Genomic DNA, 23768 nt, shown 5'->3' with positions numbered 1-23768 from the left:
GTTCGGCGCTTCAGTCAGGCTCAGCCGCGCGCGATAACCGCTGCGTCAGCTTCGACCTTCTCGGCCGCTTTCTCGCGGATCAGCTTTTCCAGCTCGTCCACCAGATTGTCATTCGTCAGTTTCTGCGACGGCTTGCCGTCGATGTAAATCAGGTTTGGCGTACCGCCGGTCAAGCCGATATGGGCTTCCTTGGCTTCGCCGGGGCCGTTGACCACACAACCGATCACCGCGACATCCAGCGGCACCAGCAGGTCTTCAAGACGCCCTTCCAGCTCGTTCATGGTCTTGACCACATCGAAGTTCTGCCGCGAGCAGCTCGGGCAGGCGATGAAGTTGATGCCACGGGAACGCAGATGCAAAGACTTGAGAATGTCGTAACCGACCTTCACTTCCTCGACCGGGTCGGCCGCCAGCGAGATGCGGATAGTATCGCCAATCCCCTCGGCGAGCAGCATACCTAGGCCCACGGCGGATTTCACTGTGCCCGAACGCAATCCACCGGCTTCGGTAATGCCCAGGTGCAGCGGCTGGACGATTTCCTTGGCCAGCAAGCGGTAGGCTTCGACGGCCATGAACACGTCAGAGGCCTTCACGCTGACCTTGAAGTCCTGGAAATTCAGGCGTTCGAGGTGCTCGACGTGACGCAGGGCGGATTCGACCAGGGCGGCCGGGGTCGGCTCGCCGTATTTCTTTTGCAGGTCTTTTTCCAGGGAACCGGCGTTGACGCCGATGCGGATCGGAATACCGCGATCACGGGCAGCATCGACCACGGCGCGCACGCGGTCTTCACGACCGATGTTGCCCGGGTTGATACGCAGGCAGTCCACACCCAGTTCGGCGACGCGCAAGGCAATCTTGTAGTCGAAGTGGATGTCGGCAACCAGCGGCACCTTGACCAGTTGCTTGATCTTGCCGAACGCCTCGGCGGCGTCCATGTCCGGTACCGAAACGCGGACGATGTCGACGCCGGCCGCTTCCAGACGATTGATCTGGGCAACGGTGGCAGCCACATCATTAGTGTCGCTGTTGGTCATGCTCTGCACAGCGATAGGCGCATCGCCGCCAACAGGTACGTTACCGACCCAGATCTTGCGCGAAACGCGACGTTTGATTGGAGATTCGCCGTGCATGACTTATTGACCCAACTTCAGGCGAGCAGTCTCGCCACTGGTGAACGGAGCGACATCGACCGGCTGGCCGTTGTAGCTGACCTGTGCGGCGCGGGCAACACCCAGGCGCACACTGAGCGGCGGTTTGCCGCTGACAGCCACGCTGTCGCCTTTATGCTTCAGGCCACTGAACAGCACTTTGCCACGACCATCGGTGACTTGTGCCCAGCAATCGCCGGTGAATTGCAGCTGAACCTGACCATCGCCGGCCGCCGGAGCCGCCACTTCTGCGGTCGGCGCAGGCGCCACCGGTGCAGTGACGGTTGGCGCAGGCGTGGCCGGAACAGCCGGTGCCGGAGTCGCCGCAGGGGCAACGACCGGCGCCGGGGTATGAACCGGTGCGGTTGGCGCTACCGCCGGCGCAGTTGGTGCCGTCGCCGGAGCAACAGGCTCGGCACCGGTCGATTCTGCGGTGGTTTCGGAGGGTGGCAAAGCCAGGGAAGTCGAACTTTCGGCCTGGTTTTGCGCGACAGCCTGGTCTTCCGGCTCGTCGATCGGATGAATCTGGGTAGTGCCGTCGGCGCCTTCGACTTCGACGTGCTCCGGGGCCAGGGTGGTCAAATCCTTGATCCGCTGCGACGTCTGATCCTGCCACCAGACGAAACCGCCGCCGATGACCGCGATCAGCAACAACAGGCTGACGATACGCAAGATCGTGTGGGAGACCCGCACTGGCTCTTCGATACGGCCCAGGGCGTGGACGTTGCTGCCCTGGGAGTCGGTACCGGTGGACTGGTCGAATTGCTGAACCAGAACGGTCTGGTCCATGCCGAGCAATTTGGCATAGGCGCGAATGTAACCGCGAGCAAAGGTATGCCCCGGCAGCTTGTCGAAAGCGCCGGCTTCAAGATTGCTCAGGGAAGTCACGGTGAGGTTGAGCTTAAGGGCCACTTCGGCCAGCGACCAGCCATTGCTTTCGCGGGCCTGGCGCAGAGTCTCACCGGGGTTAACGCGATTCGCTGCTACAACTTCGGGATGCGCCGCTTTCATCATTGCTCCGACAGGTATTGCTGATATTCCGGCGTACCGGGATAGAGTCGTTTTAATTGCAGGCCGTAACTGGCGGCCTTGTCGCGATCTTCAAACACTTTTGCCAGCCGAACGCCGAGCAATAGACTACGTGCATTTTGCTCGGTTAGCAGGCTGAAACGGTCGTAATAGTCACGCGCGGGCACATAATGCCTGTCTTCGAAGGACAACTCAGCCATTTCCAGCAAGGCACGCGGTTGTTGACGATTCAGACGCAGAGCCTTTTCCAGCTGCTGCTGCGCCAGATCGCGCTGACCGAGCTTCGCCGCCGTCATGCCGAGGTTCTCGAACACTCGCGAACGCTCAGGATACAGGGTATCGGCGGCCGCCTGTTCAAAACGCTCGTAGGCTTCCTTGTAACGCTGTTCTTCGTAGAGAAAACTGCCGTAGTTGTTGAGGGTGCGCGCATCGGCGGGTCGGGAGGACAGGGCTTTGCGAAAGTGCTCGTCAGCCAGTTTCGGCTCCATTTCGGCCTGAAACACCAGCCCGAGGGCGGCATTGGCGTCAGGGTCGGAATCGTCAAGCTCCAGCGCCTTCTTCAGCGGCACCTTGGCCCGCTCGGTCATGCCCTGCTGCAAGTAACCCAGGCCCAACTGCACGTAGGCAGCCCGCGCTTCATCGCGGCCCTTGCTGGTCTTCATCGGGTTGTAGTCACCCGACAGGACACAACCAGCGCACAGGCTGGCTATCAGCAACAGCAGCGCAAAGCGCAGGGACATAGAGATCCTCTCTTAGTTAGTGTTCGCGGCGTTCTGTGCCAGATCGCTGTCGGCGCTCAACTCACGCACGGCGATGTAACGTTCGCTGCGACGGGTGCGATCCAGCACCTGCCCTACCAATTGACCACACGCGGCGTCGATGTCTTCACCACGGGTGGTGCGGACGGTGACGTTGTAACCGGCCTGATGCAGTTGATCCTGGAACCGGCGGATAGCGTTGTTGCTCGGCCGCTCGTACCCGGAGTGCGGGAACGGGTTAAACGGGATCAGGTTGATCTTGCACGGAATGTCTTTCAGCAACTCGATCATTTCCACGGCGTGCTCAAGTTTGTCGTTGACGTCCTTGAGCAAGGTGTACTCGATGGTCAGCACACGCTTCTCGCCGAGGGCGGACATGTAGCGCTGGCACGACTCGAGCAGCATCTTAAGCGGATACTTCTTGTTGATCGGCACCAATTGGTTACGTAATGCGTCATTCGGTGCGTGCAGGGACAACGCCAGGGAGACGTCGATGTGCTTGGCCAGCTCATCGATCATCGGCACCACACCCGACGTGGACAGGGTCACGCGGCGCTTGGAGATCCCGTAGCCGAGGTCATCCATCATCAGATGCATGGCGGCCACGACGTTGTCGAAGTTCAGCAGCGGTTCGCCCATGCCCATCATCACCACGTTGGTGATGGCGCGGTCGATGGTAGCCGGAACACTGCCGAAAGATTTGTTGGCAATCCACACCTGACCGATGACTTCGGCGGCAGTGAGGTTGCTGTTGAAGCCTTGCTTGCCGGTGGAGCAGAAACTGCAGTCCAGGGCACAGCCTGCCTGGGACGAAACGCACAGCGTGCCGCGTTTGCCCTGGGGAATGTACACGGTCTCGACACAGCTGCCGGACGCCACGCGCACCACCCACTTACGGGTGCCGTCGCTGGAGATGTCCTCGCTGACCACTTCGGGACCACGAACCTCGGCAATAGCCTTGAGCTTGTCGCGCAGGGCCTTGCTGACGTTCGTCATGGCGTCGAAATCATCGACGCCAAAGTGGTGAATCCATTTCATTACCTGACCGGCACGGAAACGCTTCTCCCCGATTGAGTCGAAGAATTTTTCCATTTCCGGCTGGGTCAGACCCAGCAGGTTTGTTTTAACAGTCGATGTAGTCATGGATTCACCTTCACTCTCAAGCCAATGCTTAGCGAGTGGTTACTTCAGTAGCTGCGAAGAAGTACGAGATTTCGCGAGCAGCAGCGGCTTCGGAGTCCGAACCGTGAACGGCGTTGGCGTCGATCGACTCAGCGAAGTCAGCACGGATGGTGCCGGCAGCAGCTTCTTTAGGGTTGGTAGCGCCCATCAGCTCACGGTTGCGAGCGATAGCGTTTTCGCCTTCCAGAACCTGAACAACAACCGGACCGGAGATCATGAAAGCAACCAGGTCACCGAAGAAACCACGCTCTTTGTGCTCAGCGTAGAAGCCTTCAGCTTCGGCTTTGGACAGCTGCTTCATTTTCGAAGCAACAACTTTCAGACCAGCCTTTTCGAAGCGGGTAACGATTTCGCCGGCAGCGCCTTTAGCAACGGCGTCAGGCTTGATGATGGAGAAAGTACGTTGAACAGCCATGGTGTAACTCCAGAAACGGTAATTTGCGAAAAATTAAACCCGCGAATTATACGCGGGTTCTTGGGTATTGCCTAACCTGCGAGGACGATCAGTCGACTTCTTCGATCCAGAGCGCCTGAACCGCTTCCAACACCTTCTCGCCGACACGGCCAGAGGTGTTGTCGAAGTCAGGCAGTTCCATGATCCATCGCTGCAGGTCGACGAAATTGACAGAAAGCGGATCTACATCCGGTTTGGCTTCGGCCAATTCTTCTGCAATGCGTTGAACATCATTCCAACCGTAGCTCATGACAGTCTTACCAGTCAGTGCGGCGCTTCAGCCGCATGGTTAAGCGAATATTTCGGGATTTCGACGGTGATGTCTTCTTCACCAACGATAGCCTGACAGGCCAGACGCGACTGCGCTTCAAGACCCCAGGCGCGATCGAGAAAGTCTTCTTCCAGCTCGTCCGCCTCTTCCAGCGAGTCGAAACCCTCGCGGATGATGCAGTGGCACGTGGTGCAAGCGCAGACGCCGCCACAGGCACTTTCCATCTCGATATGGTGTTCGTGGGCCAGTTCAAGAATAGATGTGCCGGGCGCAGCCTCGACCACCATGCCCTCAGGGCAAAACTTCTCGTGTGGCAGAAAAATGACCTGCGGCATCAGATATCCTCGATTTCATTCAGATTGCGCCCCGACAGAGCGGCTTTCACCGTCAGATCCATGCGGCGGGCAGCAAAAGCATCGGTCACTTGCGACAGACGCTTGGTCTGCTGCTCGATGGCGTAACCATCGGTGCCTTTCATCAGTTCAATGAGTTCCTGCACCTGCAGGTCGATGACCATGCGCTCTTCGGCGTCAAGCAAACGCTCGCCATCGGCCTCCAGAGCGCCCTGCACCGCTTCGATCAGGCGCTGGGCATCGACTTGCTGCTCACGCAGAACACGGGCGACCTTGTCGTCGTTGGCGTGCTGGAACGAGTCCTTGAGCATCTTGGCGATTTCGCCGTCGGTCAGTCCGTACGACGGCTTGACCTGAATACTCGCCTCAACGCCCGAACCCAGTTCACGGGCGGACACGCTGAGCAGACCGTCGGCATCGACCTGGAAGGTCACGCGAATCTTCGCCGCCCCGGCCACCATTGCTGGAATGCCGCGCAGTTCGAAGCGTGCCAGGGAGCGGCAGTCGCTGATCAGCTCGCGCTCGCCCTGCAACACGTGGATCGCCATGGCCGACTGGCCATCTTTATAAGTGGTGAAGTCCTGAGCGCGAGCGACCGGGATGGTGGTGTTGCGCGGAATCACCTTCTCCATCAGCCCGCCCATGGTTTCCAGCCCCAGGGACAGCGGAATAACGTCGAGCAGCAGCAGTTCGCCGCCATCACGCTTGTTGCCAGCCAGCGTATCCGCCTGGATCGCGGCCCCGATGGCCACCACTTGATCCGGGTCGATTTCCGTCAATGGCTGACGACCAAAAGCTTCGGCGACCGCTTCGCGCACACGCGGCACACGGGTCGAACCGCCGACCATGACCACGGCGTGTACGTCTTCCAGTTCGATACCGGAATCGCGCACGGCACGACGGCAGGCTTTCAGGCTGCGGGCAACCATCGGTTCGATCAGCGCATCGAAGGCTTCGCGGGTCAACTGCGCTTTCCAGTCACCGCAGGCGACTTCAACGCTGGCGGCATCGGTCAGGGCTTCTTTGGCCGCGCAGGCGGTTTGCAGCAGATTGCGTTGTGCGCCCGGATCGAGATCGGCGGACAGGCCGGCGCTCTCGATGATCCAGCCGGCAATCGCGTGGTCGAAGTCATCGCCACCCAGGGCGCTGTCGCCGCCGGTAGCCAGCACTTCGAAAACACCGCCAGTCAGGCGCAAAATCGAAATATCGAAGGTGCCGCCGCCCAGGTCATAGATAGCAACCAGGCCTTCGGCATGTTGATCCAGACCATAAGCCACAGCGGCTGCGGTCGGCTCGTTGAGCAGACGCAGCACGTTCAGACCGGCGAGTTTTGCCGCATCCTTGGTGGCTTGACGCTGCGCATCGTCGAAATACGCCGGAACGGTGATCACCGCGCCAACCAGCTCGCCACCCAAAGTCGCTTCAGCACGCTGACGCAGGACCTTGAGGATATCGGCAGAAACTTCGACCGGGCTTTTCGGGCCCTGCACGGTGTCGATGAACGGCATGTGCGATTCGCCGCCGACAAAGCGGTACGGCAGTTGCTCGCCCAATTGTTTGACGTCGGACAGACCGCGCCCCATCAGGCGCTTGACCGACAGCACAGTGTTCAAGGGATCGGAGGACGCGGCCAGCTTGGCCGATTCGCCAACCTCGACGCGATCAGCGTGATAACGCACGGCGGACGGCAGGATGACCTGCCCGTCAGCGTCGGCCAGTGGCTCGGAAAGACCACTGCGCAACGCAGCGACCAGCGAATTGGTAGTGCCCAAGTCGATCCCCACAGCCAGACGACGCTGGTGCGGTTGAGGACTTTGGCCGGGTTCGGCGATCTGCAGTAGGGCCATCGTGATCAGGACTTATCTGTATATCAGGCGTGCGACCGGAGCGGCACTGGGTTAATCGTCGAGGCGCTCTTCTAACTGGCGCACTTCGTAGGTGAGCTTGTCGAGGAACTGCATGCGTCGCATCAGGCGCTCGGCCTGTTCGCGTTGCGCTGCATCATCCCAACAGGCTGCGAAGCTTTCGTTCAACTGTTCCTGAGCGACTTTCAGGCGCCGCTTGAACACAGCAACACCGTCAAGATCGGCGCTGCCCTGGAGGTCTTCGAGCTCTTCGCGCCATTGCATCTGCTGCAAAAGAAACTCGGGGTCGTGAACCGTGACCTCCATCGGCACTTCATGCCCGCTGATGGTCAGCAGGTAGCGAGCGCGCTGGGCCGGACTCTTGAGCGTCTGATAGGCGTCATTGAGCCGTGCAGACTGCTCGAGCGCCGACCGCTGCTCGCGCTCGGAAGCGTCGGCAAAGCGGTCAGGATGAACGCCGCGCGCCAACTCACGATAGCGCGTGGCCAACTGCTCGAGATCCAGGCGGAAGCTCGGTTGCAGCTCGAATAAAGCGAAATGACAAGGAATACCCACGACAAGCCTCAGATGTTGAAGCTTTCGCCGCAGCCACATTCACCGCGTACGTTGGGGTTGTTGAACTTGAAGCCTTCGTTCAACCCTTCCTTGACGAAATCGAGCTCGGTGCCGTCCAGGTAAGCCAGGCTTTTCGGGTCGATGATCACTTTTTCGCCGTGACTCTCGAACACCTGATCCTCGGCAACCACCTCGTCGACAAACTCCAGCACGTAGGCAAGGCCGGAACAGCCTGTGGTGCGAACACCCAGACGAATCCCTTCACCTTTGCCGCGCCCGTCGAGGGAGCGTCGCACGTGTCGAGCAGCCGCTTCTGTCATGCTGATAGCCATCGTTGACTCCTTACTCGTCGCCCAATGCTTAGATCAAGCCTTTCTTCTGCTTGTAATCGCGAACAGCTGCCTTGATGGCGTCTTCAGCGAGTACCGAGCAGTGGATTTTCACTGGCGGCAGGGCCAGTTCTTCGGCCAGCTGAGTGTTCTTGATGGTTTCCGCTTCGTCCAGGGTCTTGCCCTTCATCCACTCGGTGGCGAGGGAGCTGGAAGCGATTGCCGAACCGCAGCCGTAAGTCTTGAACTTGGCGTCTTCAATCACGCCCTGCTCGTTGACCTTGATCTGCAGACGCATCACGTCGCCGCACGCCGGCGCGCCGACCATGCCGGTGCCGACATCCGGATCTTCGGCATTCATCTTGCCGACGTTGCGCGGGTTTTCGTAGTGGTCGATGACCTTTTCGCTGTAAGCCATGATTCTCAATCCTCACTCATCAGGGCCGCTCTTCAGGCCCTGCAACTGCGCTGCGTAATCGCCGCGTCGCTACAGGATCTGTATCCGGCGGCTTCTATATTTAGTGTGCCGCCCACTCGATCTTCGAGATATCGACGCCGTCTTTGTACATGTCCCACAGCGGCGACAGAGCGCGCAACTTGGTAACGGCCTCGCAGACTTTCTGCGCGGCGTAGTCGATTTCTTCTTCGGTGGTGAAACGGCCGAAGGTGAAGCGGATCGAGCTGTGTGCCAGTTCGTCGTTGCGGCCCAGAGCGCGCAGTACATACGAAGGCTCCAGCGACGCCGAGGTGCACGCCGAACCGGACGATACCGCCAGATCCTTGAGCGCCATGATCAGCGACTCGCCTTCAACGTAGTTGAAGCTCAGGTTCAGGTTGTGCGGAACGCGGGCGGTCAGGCTGCCGTTGACGTACAGCTCTTCCAGATGCTCGACCTGCTTGTAGAAGCGGTCGCTCAACGCTTTGATACGAACGTTTTCGGCCGCCATGTCCTCTTTGGCTACGCGGAACGCTTCACCCATGCCGACGATCTGGTGGGTCGCCAGGGTGCCGGAGCGCATGCCGCGCTCGTGACCGCCGCCGTGCATGGTCGCTTCGATGCGCACACGCGGCTTGCGGCTGACGTACAGCGCGCCGATGCCTTTAGGGCCATAAGTCTTGTGGGCGGAGAACGACATCATGTCGACTTTCAGTTTCTGCAGGTCGATTTCGACCTTGCCAGTGGACTGAGCGGCGTCGACGTGGAACAGGATGCCTTTCGAACGCAGCATCTCGCCGATGGCGGCGATGTCGTTGATGGTGCCGATTTCGTTGTTCACGTGCATCACCGACACCAGAATGGTGTCGTCGCGCAGTTCGGCTTCGATCATCGCCGGGGTGATCAGACCGTCTTCAGTCGGCTCGAGGTACGTTACTTCGAAACCTTCACGCTCCAGCTGGCGCATGGTGTCGAGGACAGCCTTGTGCTCGATCTTGGAGGTGATCAGGTGCTTGCCCTTGGAGGCGTAGAAATGTGCCGCACCCTTGATTGCCAGGTTATCGGATTCGGTGGCACCGGAAGTCCAGACGATTTCGCGCGGGTCGGCGTTGACCAGATCAGCCACCTGACGACGGGCGTTTTCGACCGACTCTTCAGCTTTCCAGCCAAACACGTGGGAACGGGACGCCGGGTTACCGAAGTTTCCGTCGACCAGCAGGCACTCACTCATTTTTTGCGCAACACGCGGATCAACCGGGGTGGTCGCAGAGTAATCAAGGTAAATCGGCAATTTCATGGACTATCTCCTAAATCAGGGCTGGCGTGCCGCTAGCTCTTCGGCTGTCATTCGACGGCGGACGCTTCAATCTTGTCCAGGCGTGGCGCCTTGCTGTTGCAACGGCGCTGGTCCTGACGCTGGGCTACTTCTTGCACCTCACGGCGAGTCACAAGGTCAGCCAAGCTGATACCGCTCAGAAATTCGTGAATCTGCAGGCTCAGGTCGCACCACAGATGGTGGGTCAGGCAGGTGTCGCCGGAATGGCAATCGCCCTGGCCCTGGCATTTGGTCGCATCGACCGATTCGTTCACCGCATCGATCACCTGAGCGACCTGGATGCCCTGCATGTCGCGGGACAACTGATAGCCACCGCCTGGGCCGCGAACACTGGAAACCAGGTTACTGCGGCGCAGCTTGGCGAACAGCTGTTCGAGATAGGACAGGGAGATGCCTTGGCGCTCGGAGATATCGGCCAGGGACACGGGCCCGTGCTGCGCGTGCAACGCCAGGTCAAGCATGGCAGTCACGGCGTATCGGCCTTTTGTAGTCAGTCGCATGGACAGTTACCACGGAGTTCGGAATGGGCGGGAGTATGCAATTCCCGAGCATTTAAGTCAACTATAAGACCTAGTGCTTTAGTCGGGTTTACCCGCAAAAGAGCGCGCGCATCATAGCAAAGGCTGGCGGCGTACAGCCAGCAGTACCGCGTGAAGCTCATCGCGAGCAGACTCCCCCGACAGGGGAACGCTTTTGAAATGCAGGAGTAAGCCTGCTCGCGATGGCAGCGCTGCGGTTTAGCTGGCCTGACTCTGATCCTTGCCCTTCACGCAGGCGAAGTCTTCTTCACGCAACTCAGGCAAATCTTTCGCACAGTAATTGCTGCCCAGATCCTTCAGCGCGCCGCACATCCCTTCCAGCCGTCCGTCCACCGCTTGCAGGTGATCGAGCAACTGACCGATGGCGCGCGCCACCGGGTCGGGCATGTCTTCGCTGACACCGTAGGCATCGAAACCGATCTTCTCGGCCATGGCCTTGCGCTTGGCGTCCTGCTCCTCGTCCGACTTGACGATGATTCGTCCCGGAATGCCGACCACAGTCGCGCCCGGCGGCACTTCTTTGGTCACCACAGCATTGGAACCGACCTTGGCGCCAGCACCGACCGTGAACGGCCCCAGCACCTTGGCCCCGGCGCCGACAACAACACCGTCACCCAGAGTCGGGTGGCGCTTGCCCTTGTTCCAACTGGTGCCACCGAGGGTCACGCCCTGATAAATGGTCACGTCGTCTCCGATCTCGGCGGTTTCACCAATGACGATGCCCATACCATGGTCGATGAAGAAGCGACGCCCGACCTTGGCCCCCGGATGAATCTCGATGCCGGTCAACCAGCGACCGAAGTTCGACACCAGCCGCGCCAGCCATTTCAACTCATTGCGCCACAGCATGCCGGCCAACCGGTGAATCCAGATCGCATGCATGCCGGGGTAGCAGGTCAGGACTTCAAAAGCGTTACGCGCCGCCGGGTCTCGATGGAATACGCTCTGGATATCTTCACGCAAACGCTCAAACATCATTTAGTCCTTCCGCTTAAGAAGCTCACCACGGGCCGCTTTCTGGGTTTCCGTGAGGATGCCACGCAAAATATTCATTTCCGCCCGACTGACCGAGCTGCGTCCGTACAACCGGCGCAGGCGCGCCATCAAGTGCCGGGGCTTTTCCGGATCGAGGAATTCGATGGCGACCAGCGTCTGCTGCAGATGCTCATAAAAGCGCTCCAGCTCATCCATAGTCGCCAGCTCGGCACTTTTCACCGAAGCCACTTCTTCTTTCTCGATCTTGCTCGGCTGACCTTGTGCCGCCAGCCAGGCCATGCGCACTTCATAGCTCAACACCTGCACCGCCGCCCCGAGGTTCAGCGAACTGAACTCTGGATCGGAGGGGATGTGCACGTGAAAGTGACATCGCTGCAGCTCTTCATTGGTCAGGCCGGAATCTTCACGACCGAACACCAGGGCGATTTGCGCGCCCTGCCCGGCTTCCTCGACCACTTTGCTGCCGCATTCGCGCGGATCGAGCAGTGGCCAGGGAATGCGCCGGTCACGGGCGCTGGTGCCAAGCACCAGATTGCAGCCGACCAAGGCGTCTTCCAGGGTGGCGACGACTTGCGCGTTTTCAAGGATGTCACCGGCACCCGAAGCTCGAGCATCGGCTTCGTGATGCGGAAATACCCGCGGCTCGACCAGTACCAGCCGCGACAGACCCATGTTTTTCATGGCGCGCGCGGCCCCGCCGATGTTGCCGGGGTGGCTGGTGTTGACCAGGACGACACGAATGTTCTGCAGCAAGGGAGGCGCTCTCGGACACGGGAAAGGGGTGCAAATCTTACAGAACAGCCTACCGTTAAGCTATGAAAGCGAACAGCGTCCTTCACCTGAAGAAAAGTTCTGATAGAATGCGCGGCTTTCTTTAACAACCTTAGGTGACACATCCATGCAGCCCATGCTGAATATCGCGCTGCGCGCCGCCCGCAGCGCCAGTGAACTGATCTTCCGCTCCATCGAGCGCCTGGATACCATCAAGGTCGACGAAAAAGACGCCAAGGATTATGTATCCGAGGTCGATCGCGCCGCCGAACAAAAAATCATTGATGCCCTGCGCAAGGCTTACCCGAATCACTCGATCCAGGGTGAAGAGACTGGCCTGCACGCCGGTACCGGCATCGAAGGCGAAGAGTACCTGTGGATCATTGATCCGCTGGACGGCACCACCAACTTCCTGCGCGGCATTCCTCACTTCGCTGTCAGCATTGCCTGTAAATACCGTGGCCGCCTGGAACACGCTGTTGTTCTGGACCCGGTTCGCCAGGAAGAATTCACTGCCAGCCGTGGTCGCGGCGCTCAACTGAACGGTCGTCGTCTGCGCGTCAGCGGTCGTACCAGCCTCGACGGTGCACTGCTGGGCACTGGCTTCCCGTTCCGTGACGACCAGATGGACAACCTCGACAACTACCTGGGCATGTTCCGCGCCTTGGTTGGCCAGACTGCCGGCATCCGCCGCGCCGGCTCCGCCAGCCTGGACCTGGCCTACGTGGCCGCCGGTCGTTTCGATGCGTTCTGGGAATCGGGCCTGTCCGAGTGGGACATGGCTGCAGGCGCCCTGCTGATTCAGGAAGCCGGCGGCCTGGTGAGCGACTTCACCGGCGGTCACGAATTCCTTGAAAAAGGCCACATCGTTGCCGGCAACACCAAATGCTTCAAGGCAGTCCTGACGGCGATCCAGCCGCACCTGCCGGCTTCGCTGAAGCGCTAAGCTTCCCGCGAAACGCAAAAAGCACCCTTCGGGGTGCTTTTTTTATGCCTGGAATTCGACCTCTACCACACCACTCCTACAGGGGATTTGTTGCGCGGCCTAAATGGCGGGCACAAAAAAAGCACCCCGCAGGGTGCTTCTTTTTAAAACAGTCGGCCCTTACTGAGCCGGCTCATTCTGCGACAGAATCAACTTGCCTTCCTTGTCGACCGGAATCTGATTGCCCGGATCACGATCCATCCGCACTTTACCTTCCTTGCCATCGAGCGAGTAACGCACGTCGTAGCCGACGACCTTGTCACTGATGTCATTGACCGTGTTGCAGCGGGTTTGCGTGGTGGTGTAGGTGTCACGCTCCTGCATGCCTTCCTGCACCTTGTTACCCGCATAACCGCCACCGACCGCACCCGCTACCGTGGCAATCTTCTTGCCGGTGCCGCCGCCAATCTGATTGCCCAGCAAACCACCTGCCAGCGCACCCACAACGGTACCGGCAATCTGGTGCTGATCTTTTACCGGTGCCTGACGAGTCACTGTCACGTCCTTGCACACTTCACGTGGAGTCTTGATCTGTGTTTTAACCGGCTCAACGGCCAACACTTGCGCATACTCAGGGCCGCTTTTAACCAGGCTGTAGGTGGCAACAGCACCCCCGGCAGTCACACCGACAGCACCCAATACCGCACCAACCAGCAACGACTTGTTCACATGAACCTCCTGACCATCACATGCGGGACGCGCCCGCGCTTCTCCCAGCCTTGGAGCATAAAAAAAGGCGCGAGTTCAACTCGCGCCTTTTTTGGCTGACAGCTGGAAAAAAGCGATGGCCGTTATGGACGGTCGTCGACTTCCTTTTCGGTGTTGGCCGGTGGAATCAGGTCTTCAGTGGTCAGGTTCAGCCAGATCAGCACCACGTTCGCGATGTAGATCGAGGAGTAAGTACCCGCCAGCACACCGATGAACAGGGCGATGGAGAAGCCGAACAGGTTGTCGCCACCGAAGAACAGCAGTGCCGCGATCGCCAGCAACGTGGAGATCGACGTCGCCATGGTGCGCAACAGGGTCTGGGTGGTCGAGATGTTGATGTTCTCGATCAGCGAAGCCTTGCGCAACACACGGAAGTTCTCACGAACCCGGTCGAACACGACGATGGTGTCGTTCAGCGAGTAACCGATGATCGCCAGCACTGCCGCCAGCACCGTCAGGTCGAAAGTGATCTGGAAGAACGACAGGATACCCACGGTCACGATCACGTCGTGGATCAGCGAAACGATGGCGCCGACCGCGAACTTCCACTGAAAGCGGAAAGCCAGGTAGATCAGGATGCCGCCGAGCGCCAGCAGCATGCCGAGGCCGCCCTGGTCGCGCAGCTCTTCACCGACCTGCGGACCGACGAACTCGACGCGCTTGACCGTTGCCGGGTTGTCGCCGCCGACTTTCTGCAGCGCGTCCGCGACTTGATGGCCCAGCTGCGGGTCTTCACCCGGCATGCGCACCAGCAGGTCGGTGGTTGCACCGAAGTTCTGCACCACGGCTTCGTGGTAACCGGAAGCCACCAGTTGCTCGCGCACCTTGGTGACATCCGCCGGACGCTCGTAGGTCAGCTCGATGAGCGTACCGCCGGTGAAGTCCAGGCCCCAGTTCATGCCCTTGTGGAAGACGCTGAAAATAGCCAGCAACGTGAGAAACACTGTGACGCCGAACGCGAAGTTGCGAACGCCCATGAAGTTGATTGTACGTAACATGGCAGCCCCTTAAATCCACAACTTCTTGAAGTCACGACCGCCGAAGATCAGGTTGACCATCGCGCGGGTCACCATGATGGCCGTGAACATCGAGGTAAAGATCCCGAGGGACATGGTCACTGCGAAACCCTTCACCGGGCCGGTGCCCATGGCGAAGAGGATGCCGCCGACCAGCAGAGTGGTCAGGTTGGCGTCGAGAATCGCGGTGAATGCCCGGCCGAAGCCTTCGTTGATTGCACGCTGCACGGTCATGCCGGCGGCGATCTCTTCACGGATCCGCGAGAAGATCAGCACGTTGGCGTCGACCGCCATACCCATGGTCAAGACGATACCGGCGATACCCGGCAGGGTCAGCGTTGCCCCCAGCAGCGACATCAGCGCCAGCAGCAAGACCATGTTCACCGCCAGTGCCACGGTGGCGATCACACCGAAGAAGCGGTAGATGGCGATGATGAACAGCGAGACGAACAGCATGCCCCACAGCGATGCATCAATACCCTTGGTGATGTTGTCAGCACCCAGGCTCGGACCGATTGTGCGCTCTTCAGCGAAGTACATCGGCGCGGCCAGACCACCGGCACGCAGCAGCAGTGCCAGTTCGGACGATTCGCCCTGGCCATTCAGGCCGGTGATACGGAACTGCGCACCCAGCGGCGACTGAATGGTCGCCAGGCTGATGATCTTCTTCTCTTCCTTGAAGGTCTGTACCGGCACGTCTTTCTCGACGCCGCCCACAACCTGCTTGGTGTAAGTGGTGACCGGACGCTGTTCGATGAAGATCACCGCCATGCTGCGACCGACGTTGGAACGGGTCGCGCGGCTCATCAGCTCGCCACCGTGACCATCCAGACGGATGTTCACTTCCGGAGTGCCGTGCTCGCCGAAACCGGCCTTGGCGTCAGTCACCTGGTCACCGGTGATGATCAGGCCACGCTCGATCTGTGCCGGCGGACGATTGCCTTCACGGAACTCGAAGGTTTCGGAAGTGGCTTTCGAAGCACCTGGCTCAGCCGCCAGACGGAACTCGAGGTTGGCCGTCTTGCCGAGGATACGCTTGGCTTCGGCAGTGTCCTGCACGCCCGGCAGCTCAACCACAATGCGGTTGGCGCCCTGACGCTGGACGATCGGTTCGGCAACACCCAGTTCGTTGACGCGGTTACGTACCGTGGTCAGGTTCTGCTTGATGGAGTATTCACGGATTTCCGCCAGCTTGGCCGGGGTCATCGCCAGACGCAGCACCGGTTGACCGTTGAGGTCGGCCGGAACAATGTCGAAATCGTTGAAGTTCTTGCGGATCAGTGCACGGGCCTGTTCGCGGGAGTCTTCATCGCTGAAGCCCAGCTGAATGGCACCGCCCAGTTGCGGCAGGCTGCGATAGCGCAACTTCTCTTTGCGCAGCAGGCTCTTGACGTCGCCTTCGTAGACTTTCAGGCGTGCGTCGAGGGCTTTGTCCATGTCCACTTCCAGCAGGAAGTGCACACCACCGGACAAGTCCAGACCCAGCTTCATCGGGTGCGCGCCCAGATTGCGCAGCCATTGCGGGGTGGTTTGTGCCAGGTTCAGCGCGACGACGTAGTCATCACCCAATGCCTTGCGCACAACGTCTTTGGCCGGCAGCTGATCTTCAGCCTTGGTCAGACGGATCAGACCGCCCTTGCCGCCCGCCGCCAGTGTGGCAGCCTTGACGTTGATCCCGGACTCTTTGAGCGCGGTGCTTACGCGATCCAGATCGGCCTGATTGACCTGCAGGGCCGTGCTGGCACCGCTGATCTGAATGGCCGGGTCATCGGGGTAAAGATTGGGAGCGGAATAAATCAGACCGATCGCCAGCAACGCCAGGATCAGAATGTATTTCCACAGAGGATATTTGTTCAGCATCACGCCGCCCGTTATGAACGCGGGGCGCCTTGCGCGCCCCGTCGATTGAGTAGAAGTTGTTACCTTTAGATCGCTTTCAGCGTGCCTTTTGGCAGCGTGGCAGCGATGGCGCCCTTCTGGAACTTCATTTCCACGGTGTCGGAAACTTCCAGAACCACGAAGTCATCGGCCACTTTGGTGATCTTGCCGGCGATGCCGCCGGTGGTGACCACTTCGTCGCCCTTCTGCAGGCTGCTCAGCAGGTTCTTCTGCTCTTTGGCGCGCTTGGCCTGTGGACGCCAGATCATCAGGTAGAAGATGACCAGGAAGCCGACCAGGAAAATCCACTCGAAGCCGCCACCCATTGGGGCTGCAGCAGCCGGTGCAGCTGCGTCAGCCATGGCGTTAGAGATAAAAAAGCTCATTTAGCACTCCAGTTGCAAATGTTGAATCTTGGGGTCAGAAAACTCAGTCCAAAGGCGGAACGGGGAGCCCGCGTTTGGCGTAGAAGGCATCGACAAAGGCGGCCAATGTACCCTGTTGAATAGCCTCGCGCAAACCAGCCATCAGCACCTGATAATGGCGCAAGTTATGGATGGTATTGAGCATGCTGCCGAGCATTTCGCCGCACTTGTCCAGGTGATGCAGATAAGCGCGGGAGAAGTTCTGGCAGGTATAGCAATCGCAGGTCGGATCCAGCGGCGAATCATCATGGCGATGGAACGCGTTACGGATCTTCAGCACGCCTGTATCAATGAACAGATGCCCATTGCGGGCATTACGGGTTGGCATCACGCAATCGAACATGTCCACACCGCGGCGCACACCCTCAACCAGATCTTCCGGTTTGCCAACGCCCATAAGGTAACGAGGTTTGTCAGCCGGCATCATGCCCGGCAGATAATCCAGCACCTTGATCATCTCGTGCTTCGGCTCGCCCACCGACAGACCGCCGATAGCCAGGCCATCGAAGCCGATCTTGTCGAGGCCTTCCAGCGAGCGCATGCGCAGATCCTGGTGCATGCCGCCCTGAACGATACCGAACAGCGCCGCAGTGTTGTCGCCATGCGCGTTTTTCGAGCGCTGGGCCCAACGCAGCGACAGTTCCATGGATACACGGGCGACGTCTTCGTCAGCCGGGTACGGCGTGCATTCGTCGAAGATCATCACGATGTCGGAACCGAGATCGCGCTGCACTTGCATCGACTCTTCAGGGCCCATGAACACTTTCGAGCCATCGACCGGCGAGGCGAAGGTCACGCCTTCCTCCTTGATCTTGCGCATCGCGCCCAGGCTGAACACCTGGAAGCCGCCGGAGTCGGTGAGAATCGGACCTTTCCACTGCATGAAGTCGTGCAGGTCGCCGTGCTCTTTGATCACCTCGGTGCCCGGGCGCAGCCACAGGTGGAAGGTGTTGCCCAGAATGATTTCCGCGCCGGTGGCCACGATGTCACGCGGCAACATGCCCTTGACCGTGCCATACGTGCCCACCGGCATGAAGGCCGGGGTCTCGACGGTGCCACGGGGGAAGGTCAGACGACCACGACGGGCCTTGCCATCGGTGGCAAGCAGCTCGAACGACATACGACAGGTGCGACTCATACTGTTTCCTCAGGGCCGCGCGGCGCGGGATTACGGGTGATGAACATCGCATCACCGTAGCTGAAAAAGCGGTACCCGTTGTCGACGGCGGCTTTATAGGCGGCCATGGTTTCGGGATAACCGGCGAACGCCGAAACCAGCATCAACAGCGTGGATTCGGGCAAATGGAAATTGGTGACCAGCGCATCGACCACATGGAACGGCCGGCCCGGGTAGATAAAGATGTCGGTGTCGCCACTAAACGGCTTGAGCACACCATCGCGCGCGGCACTTTCCAGCGAACGCACGCTAGTGGTGCCCACGGCAATCACCCGACCACCGCGTGCACGGCAGGCGGCTACGGCATCGACCACCTCCTGGCCGACTTCCAGCCACTCGCTGTGCATGTGGTGATCTTCGATTTTGTCGACGCGCACCGGCTGGAACGTACCCGCGCCGACGTGCAGCGTGACGAACGCGGTCTCGACGCCCTTGGCGGCAATCGCGTCCATCAGCGGCTGATCGAAATGCAGCCCCGCCGTCGGCGCCGCCACCGCACCGAGACGCTGGGCGTACACGGTCTGATAGCGCTCGCGATCGGAGCCTTCGTCCGGGCGGTCTATATAGGGAGGCAACGGCATGTGCCCGACACGGTCGAGCAGCGGCAAGACTTCTTCATCGAAGCCCAGTTCGAACAACGCGTCGTGACGCGCAAGCATCTCGGCTTCGCCACCGCCGTCGATAAGGATCTTCGAACCCGGCTTCGGCGACTTGCTGGAGCGCACATGGGCCAGCACGCGATGCGAATCGAGCACCCGCTCGATGAGGATTTCCAGCTTGCCGCCGGACGCTTTCTGCCCGAACAGCCGCGCCGGAATCACCCGGGTATTGTTGAACACCATCAAATCGCCCGGGCGCAAATGCTCAAGCAAATCAGTGAATTGACGGTGTGCGAGGGCGCCGCTGACACCATCAAGGGTCAACAGGCGACTACCGCGACGCTCGGCCAAAGGGTGGCGGGCGATCAGCGAATCAGGAAGCTCGAAGGTAAAGTCAGCAACGCGCATGATGGGGTTCGTCTAGCAGGGCCGGAAAGTCTAGCGGAAATATCGAAAATTGACCATGAAACGTGATTGACCAACGGTAATCACCTCTCTATACTTCGCCGCCATTGAGCCCTGATGGCGGAATTGGTAGACGCGGCGGATTCAAAATCCGTTTTCGAAAGGAGTGGGAGTTCGAGTCTCCCTCGGGGCACCAAAATCAAGAAAGGTCTTGCTTAGCAAGGCCTTTTTTTTCGTCTGTCGGAAAGTGCCCGCTGTTCATTCGACGGCCACCCGCTCAAGCGAGAATTCCAATGCTCTAAACACAAGTTCAAAGTCTGCTGGCGATCTCTTCCCACATGTAGTCGTAGTTGTATTTCAGCCAACGAACCAGCAACTTGTCGAACTGCCTGCGTGACCATCTACGCTACCGCGCCGCGCACCTTTCCTCTATTTCGATCCTGAGCCAATCAGGGTCAAAACCCGTCCAGACAGTGGGCAAAGCCGCCGCAATGTTTGTAAAGCACACTGGCGCGACTTCTGAATAAAAAATCTCGTAGAGCACCGCTGGATCGACGCCTTTGAGCTGACGTGCGATGTAATCGTAATCAGTGGGAAAATGGTTGAACGGTTCGGACAGTGCGGCTCTGACATTTGTCAGTTGTGGTTCAGTCAGAAAATGTCCCGACGCGAAATCTCCTCCAGTACTTCATCTAGCGAGTCCGCCAGCAGTCCTCCCACAGCCCCGCCCGACGACTGATCGCACCAAGACCACTGCAATTTGCGCAGAGACGAGCGCCAAGGCCGCCTGCACCGGCCAGGATGCCTCCAGCGCCCTCCCTCTCCCACGATGATGCCTTGCCGAGCTGCCCCCTTTAGGTTTGTTATCAAATCGCCAGGGCAGCGGCCACGAGAACGCCAAGCTTTCCCATGATCACCATTTTCTTTGTGCCTTTCGTGAACTTGGCATCATCCCGACCGACAGCTTCCAGAATGGTGTTGCATCGCTTACATGCCGACAAGGTCGAGGTGCGAGTGATCGACTTCGTTGACGAGGGGTAATGTCGCACTGCTAAGGATGTGGGATAAGCCCCAGGCGGGTTACACAGCGATCGGCTAACGTATGGCTGATCCCATGGTCACCAAGGACCTCAGAAGTAAGCGTCTGGGGAATACACCTGTCCCAAAACCCGGTCTTGGTGCGTTCACCGGCGATGGAAAGGTACAATCTTTCTCTTATATTTCGCTGAGACGGATTTCATGCATTTATACATCGTGCGGCATGGTGAAACCTGGGCTAATGCCGAACATCGATACCTTGGATCTCTTGATCTAGAACTTACCGCGCTGGGCCGCCAGCAGGCTCAAACGCTTTGCGAGCAATTGCCCGCAAGCCTTGATGTACTTGTCGTTTCTCCACGCCTCAGGGCGGTACAAACCGCGAGCATTCTGAACGAACACCTCAAGCTCTCGCCTGAAATAATGGACTGCTTCAGAGAGCGGGATGTCGGCGTTTTCGAGGGGTTGACCCAAGGCGATGCCAAGAAGCGCTATCCGCAACTCTGGTCGCAGAACATCACTCGACTTTGGGATGCTGGGCCGACCGATGGTGAGTCGATCTCTGACGTTGTGAAACGAGTGCGAGACGGTTTAGCTGAGCTGGAATCGAAATATCCCTCCAAAACTGTTTTGCTTGTAGCACACGGCTTCGTTGCAAAAGTAATCAGAGCACTGGCCATAGGAGACTTTTCAGACTTCTACGAATGGCAGCTTTCAAACGGTAACATGCTGTTTTTGCAAAGCTTCAATATACCTACACAAGATCTTGAAACTCTGAGGCGCTCTCTACCCATAGCGTGATGTGGGCTGCTGCCAGTTTTGCGGCAGCAACTCCGTAATCTCACTTACCCGCTGCGTCGGTAGACGAGCCAGCACGTCCTTCAAATACGCATACGGATCATGACCATTCATACGCGCCGACTGGATCAGGCTCATGATCGCCGCCGCCCGCTTGCCGCTACGCAGCGATCCGGCAAACAACCATTTCGACCGCCCAAGCGCCCATGGCCGGATCAAGTTCTCGATCTGGTTGTTGTCGATGGGCACAGCACCGTCTTCCAGGTAGCGCGTCAGCGCTACCCAGCGTTTGAGGCTGTAATCCAGAGCCTTGGCCGTGGCCGAACCCTCAGGCACAAGTTCACGCTGGGCCAACATCCATTCATGCAGCTTTTCAGCGATGGGCACGGCTGTTTCCTGGCGTAATCGCCAACGGTCTTCGTCGCTCATTTCCTTGGCGTGTCGCTCGACTTCGTACAGCCCGCCAATCGAGTGAAGCGCCTGCTCCGCCAATTGGCTTTTATTGGCTACATGCAAGTCAAAGCACTTGCGGCGTGCATGGGCCATGCACCCGATCTCGGTGATGCCCAGCTCAAAGCTGGCCTTGTAGCCGGCAAAGTCATCACAGACGAGCTTGCCGTTCCAGGTGCCCAAGAAGTTACGCGCATGTTCGCCAGCACGGCTGGGGCTGAAGTCGTAGACAACGGCCTTTAAGGCCGAGAACGGCGCAGTGCTGTAGGCCCAGACATAAGCGCGGTGGGTTTTCTTCTCGTCGGGCGCCAGCATTTGTACCGGCGTTTCATCGGCGTGGACGACGCGCTGGGCCAGCACTGCTTCTCGCAACGCATCGACCAGCGGCTGACGCTGCACGCCGGTTTGGCCCACCCAGTGCGCCAGTGTCGAGCGCGGGATAGCCAGGCCGGCATTGGGGATGCCCTTGTCGATCACCTGCGGCGGTACCGGCGCCTGGATCAGTGTTTCGCACTTACGGCAGGCCCATTTCCCACGCACGTGGTGTTCGACGGTGAACACGCCCGGCGTGTAGTCCAGCTTCTCGCTGACATCTTCGCCGATGCGCTGAAGCTGGCAGCCGCACGCGCACTGAGTGTTGTCCGGCTCGTGAGGATCACAATGCGTGGGAACTGCAGTGGCAACGGCGCGCGCTTGGGTTGCTGGCGTGGTTCTGCCTGTGCGGGAGCGGGATGAAGTGCTTTTAACTCGGCCTCGATGGCTTCGAGGTCGGTATTGAGCAGGTCATCAAGCAAGCTACCTTGAGCCGGGCTGATCTGCTCGCTGCGCTTGGCAAACTTGTGGCGTTTGAGAATGGCGATTTCGTGAGTGAGTTGCTCGATGATCGTCTCATCACGATGAATTTTTCTGTCCTGGGTGTCGATCTTGGATATCAACTGCGCAGCCAGTGCGCAGTTGTTCGGGGTCGAGTTCGACCTCCGCCCCACGATGGAGGCCTGACCAATGAAACTTACCTTGGCTCAAGCGCCGTGCAGCCAGCCAGATACCGACGCCGTCGTGCACCAGGACTTTCATGCGGTTCGCCCGGCGGTTGGCAAAGAGGTAAGCGCAGTGCGGCTTCGCCGCACCGAACACCGCGACCACTCGGGCCAACGCAGTCTCAGTGCCGGCGCGCATGTCCATAGGCTCGGTGGCGAGCCAGATGGCATCGACGCGAATCATTGGGCCAGGCCACGAATAAAACACGCGCAGCCGTCCGGATCCGAGGCTGGCCATTTTACGGTGATAGATTTATCACCCAGAGGTAGCGAGATGATCACCATCTCTTCTGATGCTCGCCTTGGTACCACTTTTACCGGAACGAAAGCCGGCAAGGTTGCAGGCGATTGATCCGGGCAGGTCGGTAGCCACTTGCGGATCACGTTGGCATTGATGCCGTGATGGATGGCTACGCTGGAAATCGTCGCTCCGGGCTGGAGGCATTCCTGGACGACCTGGGCTTTGAATGGTTTGGGGCAAGAGCTTCGTTGGCGCATGGAAATCCTGGCGACAAGGGCGATCGCGGACACGATCGTCCTTAATGCTGGGATTTTGAAGGTGTGTTCGCCGGGCGCTTACCCTCAGAATGCTTTTTTTCGAGGACAAAACAAAACCCCAACTGCTTTCGCAATTGGGGTTTCGGAATTTAATCTTGACGATGACCTACTCTCACATGGGGAAACCCCACACTACCATCGGCGATGCATCGTTTCACTTCTGAGTTCGGGATGGGATCAGGTGGTTCCAACGCTCTATGGTCGTCAAGAAATTCGGGTACTGACTCGCGACCATCTGGTCTCGCTTCAGCAAATCGGGTATGTGATACAGGTGTCTTGTGAGCAGCGCGAACTTTCGGTTCATTTCGTCTTCACACACCGCAATCTGGTCTCTTCGACGCAAATTGCTTGGGTGTTATATGGTCAAGCCTCACGGGCAATTAGTATTGGTTAGCTCAACGCCTCACAGCGCTTACACACCCAACCTATCAACGTCGTAGTCTTCGACGGCCCTTCAGGGAACTCAAGGTTCCAGTGAGATCTCATCTTGAGGCAAGTTTCCCGCTTAGATGCTTTCAGCGGTTATCTTTCCCGAACATAGCTACCCGGCAATGCCACTGGCGTGACAACCGGAACACCAGAGGTTCGTCCACTCCGGTCCTCTCGTACTAGGAGCAGCCCCTCTCAAATCTCAAACGTCCACGGCAGATAGGGACCGAACTGTCTCACGAC

The 23768-nt window shown here is 59.0% G+C and carries 25 protein-coding genes, 1 tRNA gene, 2 rRNA genes and 2 pseudogenes (1 of these 30 only partly in view); 3 read left to right on the top strand and 27 right to left on the bottom strand.

Going from position 1 to position 23768, the window contains the following annotated elements; all coding sequences use genetic code 11:
• Positions 1-20: 20 nt before the first annotated feature.
• From ispG to trmJ, 15 genes are all read right to left on the bottom strand, one after another.
• Positions 21-1130 (bottom strand): flavodoxin-dependent (E)-4-hydroxy-3-methylbut-2-enyl-diphosphate synthase, encoded by a 1110-nt coding sequence (ispG, locus tag K5Y35_RS13085; protein ID WP_025109215.1) that lies wholly within the window; start codon positions 1128-1130, stop codon positions 21-23.
• A 3-nt stretch (positions 1131-1133) separates the two neighbouring features.
• A complete protein-coding gene (locus K5Y35_RS13080; RefSeq protein WP_222834348.1) occupies positions 1134-2159 on the bottom strand; it encodes a helix-turn-helix domain-containing protein in 1026 nt (341 codons plus the stop codon).
• The gene (gene pilW, locus K5Y35_RS13075; RefSeq protein ID WP_123466033.1) at positions 2159-2917 is read right to left on the bottom strand and encodes a type IV pilus biogenesis/stability protein PilW; all 759 of its coding nucleotides are present in this window, start codon (positions 2915-2917) and stop codon (positions 2159-2161) included. The genes K5Y35_RS13080 and pilW overlap by 1 nt, the downstream gene beginning before the upstream one ends.
• Positions 2918-2929: 12 nt before the next feature.
• Positions 2930-4078, bottom strand: a complete 1149-nt coding sequence (gene rlmN / locus K5Y35_RS13070; protein WP_123466031.1) for a 23S rRNA (adenine(2503)-C(2))-methyltransferase RlmN — start codon at positions 4076-4078, stop codon at positions 2930-2932.
• A 28-nt stretch (positions 4079-4106) separates the two neighbouring features.
• The gene (gene ndk / locus K5Y35_RS13065; RefSeq protein ID WP_003227894.1) at positions 4107-4532 is read right to left on the bottom strand and encodes a nucleoside-diphosphate kinase; all 426 of its coding nucleotides are present in this window, start codon (positions 4530-4532) and stop codon (positions 4107-4109) included.
• Between the two features lie 88 nt (positions 4533-4620).
• The gene (gene iscX, locus K5Y35_RS13060) at positions 4621-4821 is read right to left on the bottom strand and encodes a Fe-S cluster assembly protein IscX (RefSeq protein WP_027619659.1); all 201 of its coding nucleotides are present in this window, start codon (positions 4819-4821) and stop codon (positions 4621-4623) included.
• A 14-nt stretch (positions 4822-4835) separates the two neighbouring features.
• Complete coding sequence (gene fdx, locus K5Y35_RS13055; protein ID WP_025109219.1) at positions 4836-5177, bottom strand: ISC system 2Fe-2S type ferredoxin; 342 nt, start codon at positions 5175-5177, stop codon at positions 4836-4838.
• Entirely contained in the window at positions 5177-7042 is a 1866-nt protein-coding gene (hscA, locus tag K5Y35_RS13050) for a Fe-S protein assembly chaperone HscA (protein WP_222834347.1), read from the bottom strand. Before hscA ends, fdx begins: the two co-directional genes overlap by 1 nt.
• A gap of 51 nt (positions 7043-7093) precedes the next feature.
• Entirely contained in the window at positions 7094-7615 is a 522-nt protein-coding gene (gene hscB / locus K5Y35_RS13045) for a co-chaperone HscB (protein ID WP_222834346.1), read from the bottom strand.
• Positions 7616-7623: 8 nt separating this feature from the next.
• Positions 7624-7947 (bottom strand): iron-sulfur cluster assembly protein IscA, encoded by a 324-nt coding sequence (gene iscA, locus K5Y35_RS13040; protein WP_003227904.1) that lies wholly within the window; start codon positions 7945-7947, stop codon positions 7624-7626.
• A 28-nt stretch (positions 7948-7975) separates the two neighbouring features.
• On the bottom strand, positions 7976-8362 hold the full coding sequence (iscU, locus tag K5Y35_RS13035; RefSeq protein ID WP_003248539.1) for a Fe-S cluster assembly scaffold IscU: 387 nt from the start codon (positions 8360-8362) through the stop codon (positions 7976-7978).
• Between the two features lie 100 nt (positions 8363-8462).
• A complete protein-coding gene (locus K5Y35_RS13030) occupies positions 8463-9677 on the bottom strand; it encodes an IscS subfamily cysteine desulfurase (protein WP_222834345.1) in 1215 nt (404 codons plus the stop codon).
• A gap of 47 nt (positions 9678-9724) precedes the next feature.
• Entirely contained in the window at positions 9725-10216 is a 492-nt protein-coding gene (gene iscR / locus K5Y35_RS13025; protein ID WP_003227911.1) for a Fe-S cluster assembly transcriptional regulator IscR, read from the bottom strand.
• Positions 10217-10453: 237 nt separating this feature from the next.
• A complete protein-coding gene (gene cysE, locus K5Y35_RS13020; RefSeq protein WP_025109222.1) occupies positions 10454-11230 on the bottom strand; it encodes a serine O-acetyltransferase in 777 nt (258 codons plus the stop codon).
• Positions 11231-11233: 3 nt separating this feature from the next.
• A complete protein-coding gene (gene trmJ, locus K5Y35_RS13015) occupies positions 11234-12004 on the bottom strand; it encodes a tRNA (cytosine(32)/uridine(32)-2'-O)-methyltransferase TrmJ (protein ID WP_123466023.1) in 771 nt (256 codons plus the stop codon).
• 145 nt (positions 12005-12149) lie between these two features.
• Here trmJ and suhB point away from each other — a divergent pair, with 145 nt between their 5' ends.
• The gene (gene suhB, locus K5Y35_RS13010) at positions 12150-12968 is read left to right on the top strand and encodes an inositol-phosphate phosphatase (RefSeq protein ID WP_222834344.1); all 819 of its coding nucleotides are present in this window, start codon (positions 12150-12152) and stop codon (positions 12966-12968) included.
• A 159-nt stretch (positions 12969-13127) separates the two neighbouring features.
• Here the strand turns inward: suhB and K5Y35_RS13005 are convergent, their stop codons facing one another.
• From K5Y35_RS13005 to queA, 6 genes are all read right to left on the bottom strand, one after another.
• The gene (locus tag K5Y35_RS13005; protein WP_007916907.1) at positions 13128-13676 is read right to left on the bottom strand and encodes a glycine zipper 2TM domain-containing protein; all 549 of its coding nucleotides are present in this window, start codon (positions 13674-13676) and stop codon (positions 13128-13130) included.
• A gap of 122 nt (positions 13677-13798) precedes the next feature.
• A complete protein-coding gene (gene secF / locus K5Y35_RS13000) occupies positions 13799-14713 on the bottom strand; it encodes a protein translocase subunit SecF (protein ID WP_123466021.1) in 915 nt (304 codons plus the stop codon).
• A 9-nt stretch (positions 14714-14722) separates the two neighbouring features.
• Positions 14723-16591 carry a protein translocase subunit SecD gene (secD, locus tag K5Y35_RS12995; RefSeq protein WP_123466019.1) on the bottom strand — a complete coding sequence of 623 codons (1869 nt, stop codon included), beginning with the start codon at positions 16589-16591 and terminating at the stop codon, positions 14723-14725.
• A 65-nt stretch (positions 16592-16656) separates the two neighbouring features.
• Positions 16657-16995, bottom strand: a complete 339-nt coding sequence (gene yajC / locus K5Y35_RS12990; RefSeq protein ID WP_222834343.1) for a preprotein translocase subunit YajC — start codon at positions 16993-16995, stop codon at positions 16657-16659.
• A gap of 43 nt (positions 16996-17038) precedes the next feature.
• The gene (tgt, locus tag K5Y35_RS12985) at positions 17039-18154 is read right to left on the bottom strand and encodes a tRNA guanosine(34) transglycosylase Tgt (protein ID WP_161794909.1); all 1116 of its coding nucleotides are present in this window, start codon (positions 18152-18154) and stop codon (positions 17039-17041) included.
• 14 nt (positions 18155-18168) lie between these two features.
• Complete coding sequence (gene queA / locus K5Y35_RS12980; RefSeq protein WP_222834342.1) at positions 18169-19218, bottom strand: tRNA preQ1(34) S-adenosylmethionine ribosyltransferase-isomerase QueA; 1050 nt, start codon at positions 19216-19218, stop codon at positions 18169-18171.
• Between the two features lie 108 nt (positions 19219-19326).
• Between queA and K5Y35_RS12975 the strand changes: the two genes are divergently transcribed.
• A tRNA-Leu gene (locus K5Y35_RS12975) sits at positions 19327-19411 on the top strand.
• Between the two features lie 114 nt (positions 19412-19525).
• On the opposite strand, the pseudogene K5Y35_RS27890 reads toward K5Y35_RS12975, so the two are convergent.
• Positions 19526-19870: pseudogene (locus K5Y35_RS27890) on the bottom strand (hypothetical protein).
• Positions 19871-20454: 584 nt separating this feature from the next.
• Here K5Y35_RS27890 and K5Y35_RS12970 point away from each other — a divergent pair.
• Positions 20455-21054 carry a histidine phosphatase family protein gene (locus K5Y35_RS12970; RefSeq protein ID WP_222834341.1) on the top strand — a complete coding sequence of 200 codons (600 nt, stop codon included), beginning with the start codon at positions 20455-20457 and terminating at the stop codon, positions 21052-21054.
• Here K5Y35_RS12970 and tnpC read toward each other — a convergent pair.
• The 5 genes and pseudogenes from tnpC to K5Y35_RS12945 all read right to left on the bottom strand — a co-directional run.
• Positions 21040-22490, bottom strand: a pseudogene (gene tnpC, locus K5Y35_RS12965) (IS66 family transposase). The gene K5Y35_RS12970 and the pseudogene tnpC sit on opposite strands and share 15 nt — an antisense overlap.
• Entirely contained in the window at positions 22393-22722 is a 330-nt protein-coding gene (gene tnpB / locus K5Y35_RS27885; protein WP_261991698.1) for an IS66 family insertion sequence element accessory protein TnpB, read from the bottom strand. The pseudogene tnpC and the gene tnpB overlap by 98 nt, the downstream one beginning before the upstream one ends.
• Positions 22719-23069 carry an IS66-like element accessory protein TnpA gene (gene tnpA / locus K5Y35_RS12955; protein WP_222834340.1) on the bottom strand — a complete coding sequence of 117 codons (351 nt, stop codon included), beginning with the start codon at positions 23067-23069 and terminating at the stop codon, positions 22719-22721. Before tnpA ends, tnpB begins: the two co-directional genes overlap by 4 nt.
• Positions 23070-23189: 120 nt before the next feature.
• Positions 23190-23305 (bottom strand): 5S ribosomal RNA (gene rrf, locus K5Y35_RS12950).
• A 150-nt stretch (positions 23306-23455) separates the two neighbouring features.
• Positions 23456-23768: ribosomal RNA gene (locus K5Y35_RS12945) — 23S ribosomal RNA — on the bottom strand (it continues 2578 nt past the right edge of the window).

The organism is Pseudomonas sp. SC3(2021), assembly GCF_019856535.1.
Classification (GTDB): Bacteria; Pseudomonadota; Gammaproteobacteria; order Pseudomonadales; family Pseudomonadaceae; genus Aquipseudomonas; species Aquipseudomonas monsensis.
Note: the sequence above shows the minus strand (reverse complement) of the source record. Positions and strands in the feature narration are given on the sequence as shown.

What these genes read in the sequence shown, in the direction of transcription:
- hscA (WP_222834347.1), bottom strand. Translation starts at nt 7,042, where the DNA reads ATGGCCCTACTGCAGATCGCCGAACCCGGCCAAAGTCCTCAACCGCAC.
- iscX (WP_027619659.1), bottom strand. Translation starts at nt 4,821, where the DNA reads ATGAGCTACGGTTGGAATGATGTTCAACGCATTGCAGAAGAATTGGCC.
- iscA (WP_003227904.1), bottom strand. Translation starts at nt 7,947, where the DNA reads ATGGCTATCAGCATGACAGAAGCGGCTGCTCGACACGTGCGACGCTCC.
- suhB (WP_222834344.1), top strand. Translation starts at nt 12,150, where the DNA reads ATGCAGCCCATGCTGAATATCGCGCTGCGCGCCGCCCGCAGCGCCAGT.
- yajC (WP_222834343.1), bottom strand. Translation starts at nt 16,995, where the DNA reads ATGAGCTTTTTTATCTCTAACGCCATGGCTGACGCAGCTGCACCGGCT.
- iscR (WP_003227911.1), bottom strand. Translation starts at nt 10,216, where the DNA reads ATGCGACTGACTACAAAAGGCCGATACGCCGTGACTGCCATGCTTGAC.
- fdx (WP_025109219.1), bottom strand. Translation starts at nt 5,177, where the DNA reads ATGCCGCAGGTCATTTTTCTGCCACACGAGAAGTTTTGCCCTGAGGGC.
- queA (WP_222834342.1), bottom strand. Translation starts at nt 19,218, where the DNA reads ATGCGCGTTGCTGACTTTACCTTCGAGCTTCCTGATTCGCTGATCGCC.
- K5Y35_RS13080 (WP_222834348.1), bottom strand. Translation starts at nt 2,159, where the DNA reads ATGAAAGCGGCGCATCCCGAAGTTGTAGCAGCGAATCGCGTTAACCCC.
- ndk (WP_003227894.1), bottom strand. Translation starts at nt 4,532, where the DNA reads ATGGCTGTTCAACGTACTTTCTCCATCATCAAGCCTGACGCCGTTGCT.
- secD (WP_123466019.1), bottom strand. Translation starts at nt 16,591, where the DNA reads ATGCTGAACAAATATCCTCTGTGGAAATACATTCTGATCCTGGCGTTG.
- K5Y35_RS13030 (WP_222834345.1), bottom strand. Translation starts at nt 9,677, where the DNA reads ATGAAATTGCCGATTTACCTTGATTACTCTGCGACCACCCCGGTTGAT.
- tgt (WP_161794909.1), bottom strand. Translation starts at nt 18,154, where the DNA reads ATGTCGTTCGAGCTGCTTGCCACCGATGGCAAGGCCCGTCGTGGTCGT.
- ispG (WP_025109215.1), bottom strand. Translation starts at nt 1,130, where the DNA reads ATGCACGGCGAATCTCCAATCAAACGTCGCGTTTCGCGCAAGATCTGG.
- secF (WP_123466021.1), bottom strand. Translation starts at nt 14,713, where the DNA reads ATGTTACGTACAATCAACTTCATGGGCGTTCGCAACTTCGCGTTCGGC.
- rlmN (WP_123466031.1), bottom strand. Translation starts at nt 4,078, where the DNA reads ATGACTACATCGACTGTTAAAACAAACCTGCTGGGTCTGACCCAGCCG.
- iscU (WP_003248539.1), bottom strand. Translation starts at nt 8,362, where the DNA reads ATGGCTTACAGCGAAAAGGTCATCGACCACTACGAAAACCCGCGCAAC.
- tnpB (WP_261991698.1), bottom strand. Translation starts at nt 22,722, where the DNA reads ATGATTCGCGTCGATGCCATCTGGCTCGCCACCGAGCCTATGGACATG.
- K5Y35_RS12970 (WP_222834341.1), top strand. Translation starts at nt 20,455, where the DNA reads ATGCATTTATACATCGTGCGGCATGGTGAAACCTGGGCTAATGCCGAA.
- cysE (WP_025109222.1), bottom strand. Translation starts at nt 11,230, where the DNA reads ATGTTTGAGCGTTTGCGTGAAGATATCCAGAGCGTATTCCATCGAGAC.
- pilW (WP_123466033.1), bottom strand. Translation starts at nt 2,917, where the DNA reads ATGTCCCTGCGCTTTGCGCTGCTGTTGCTGATAGCCAGCCTGTGCGCT.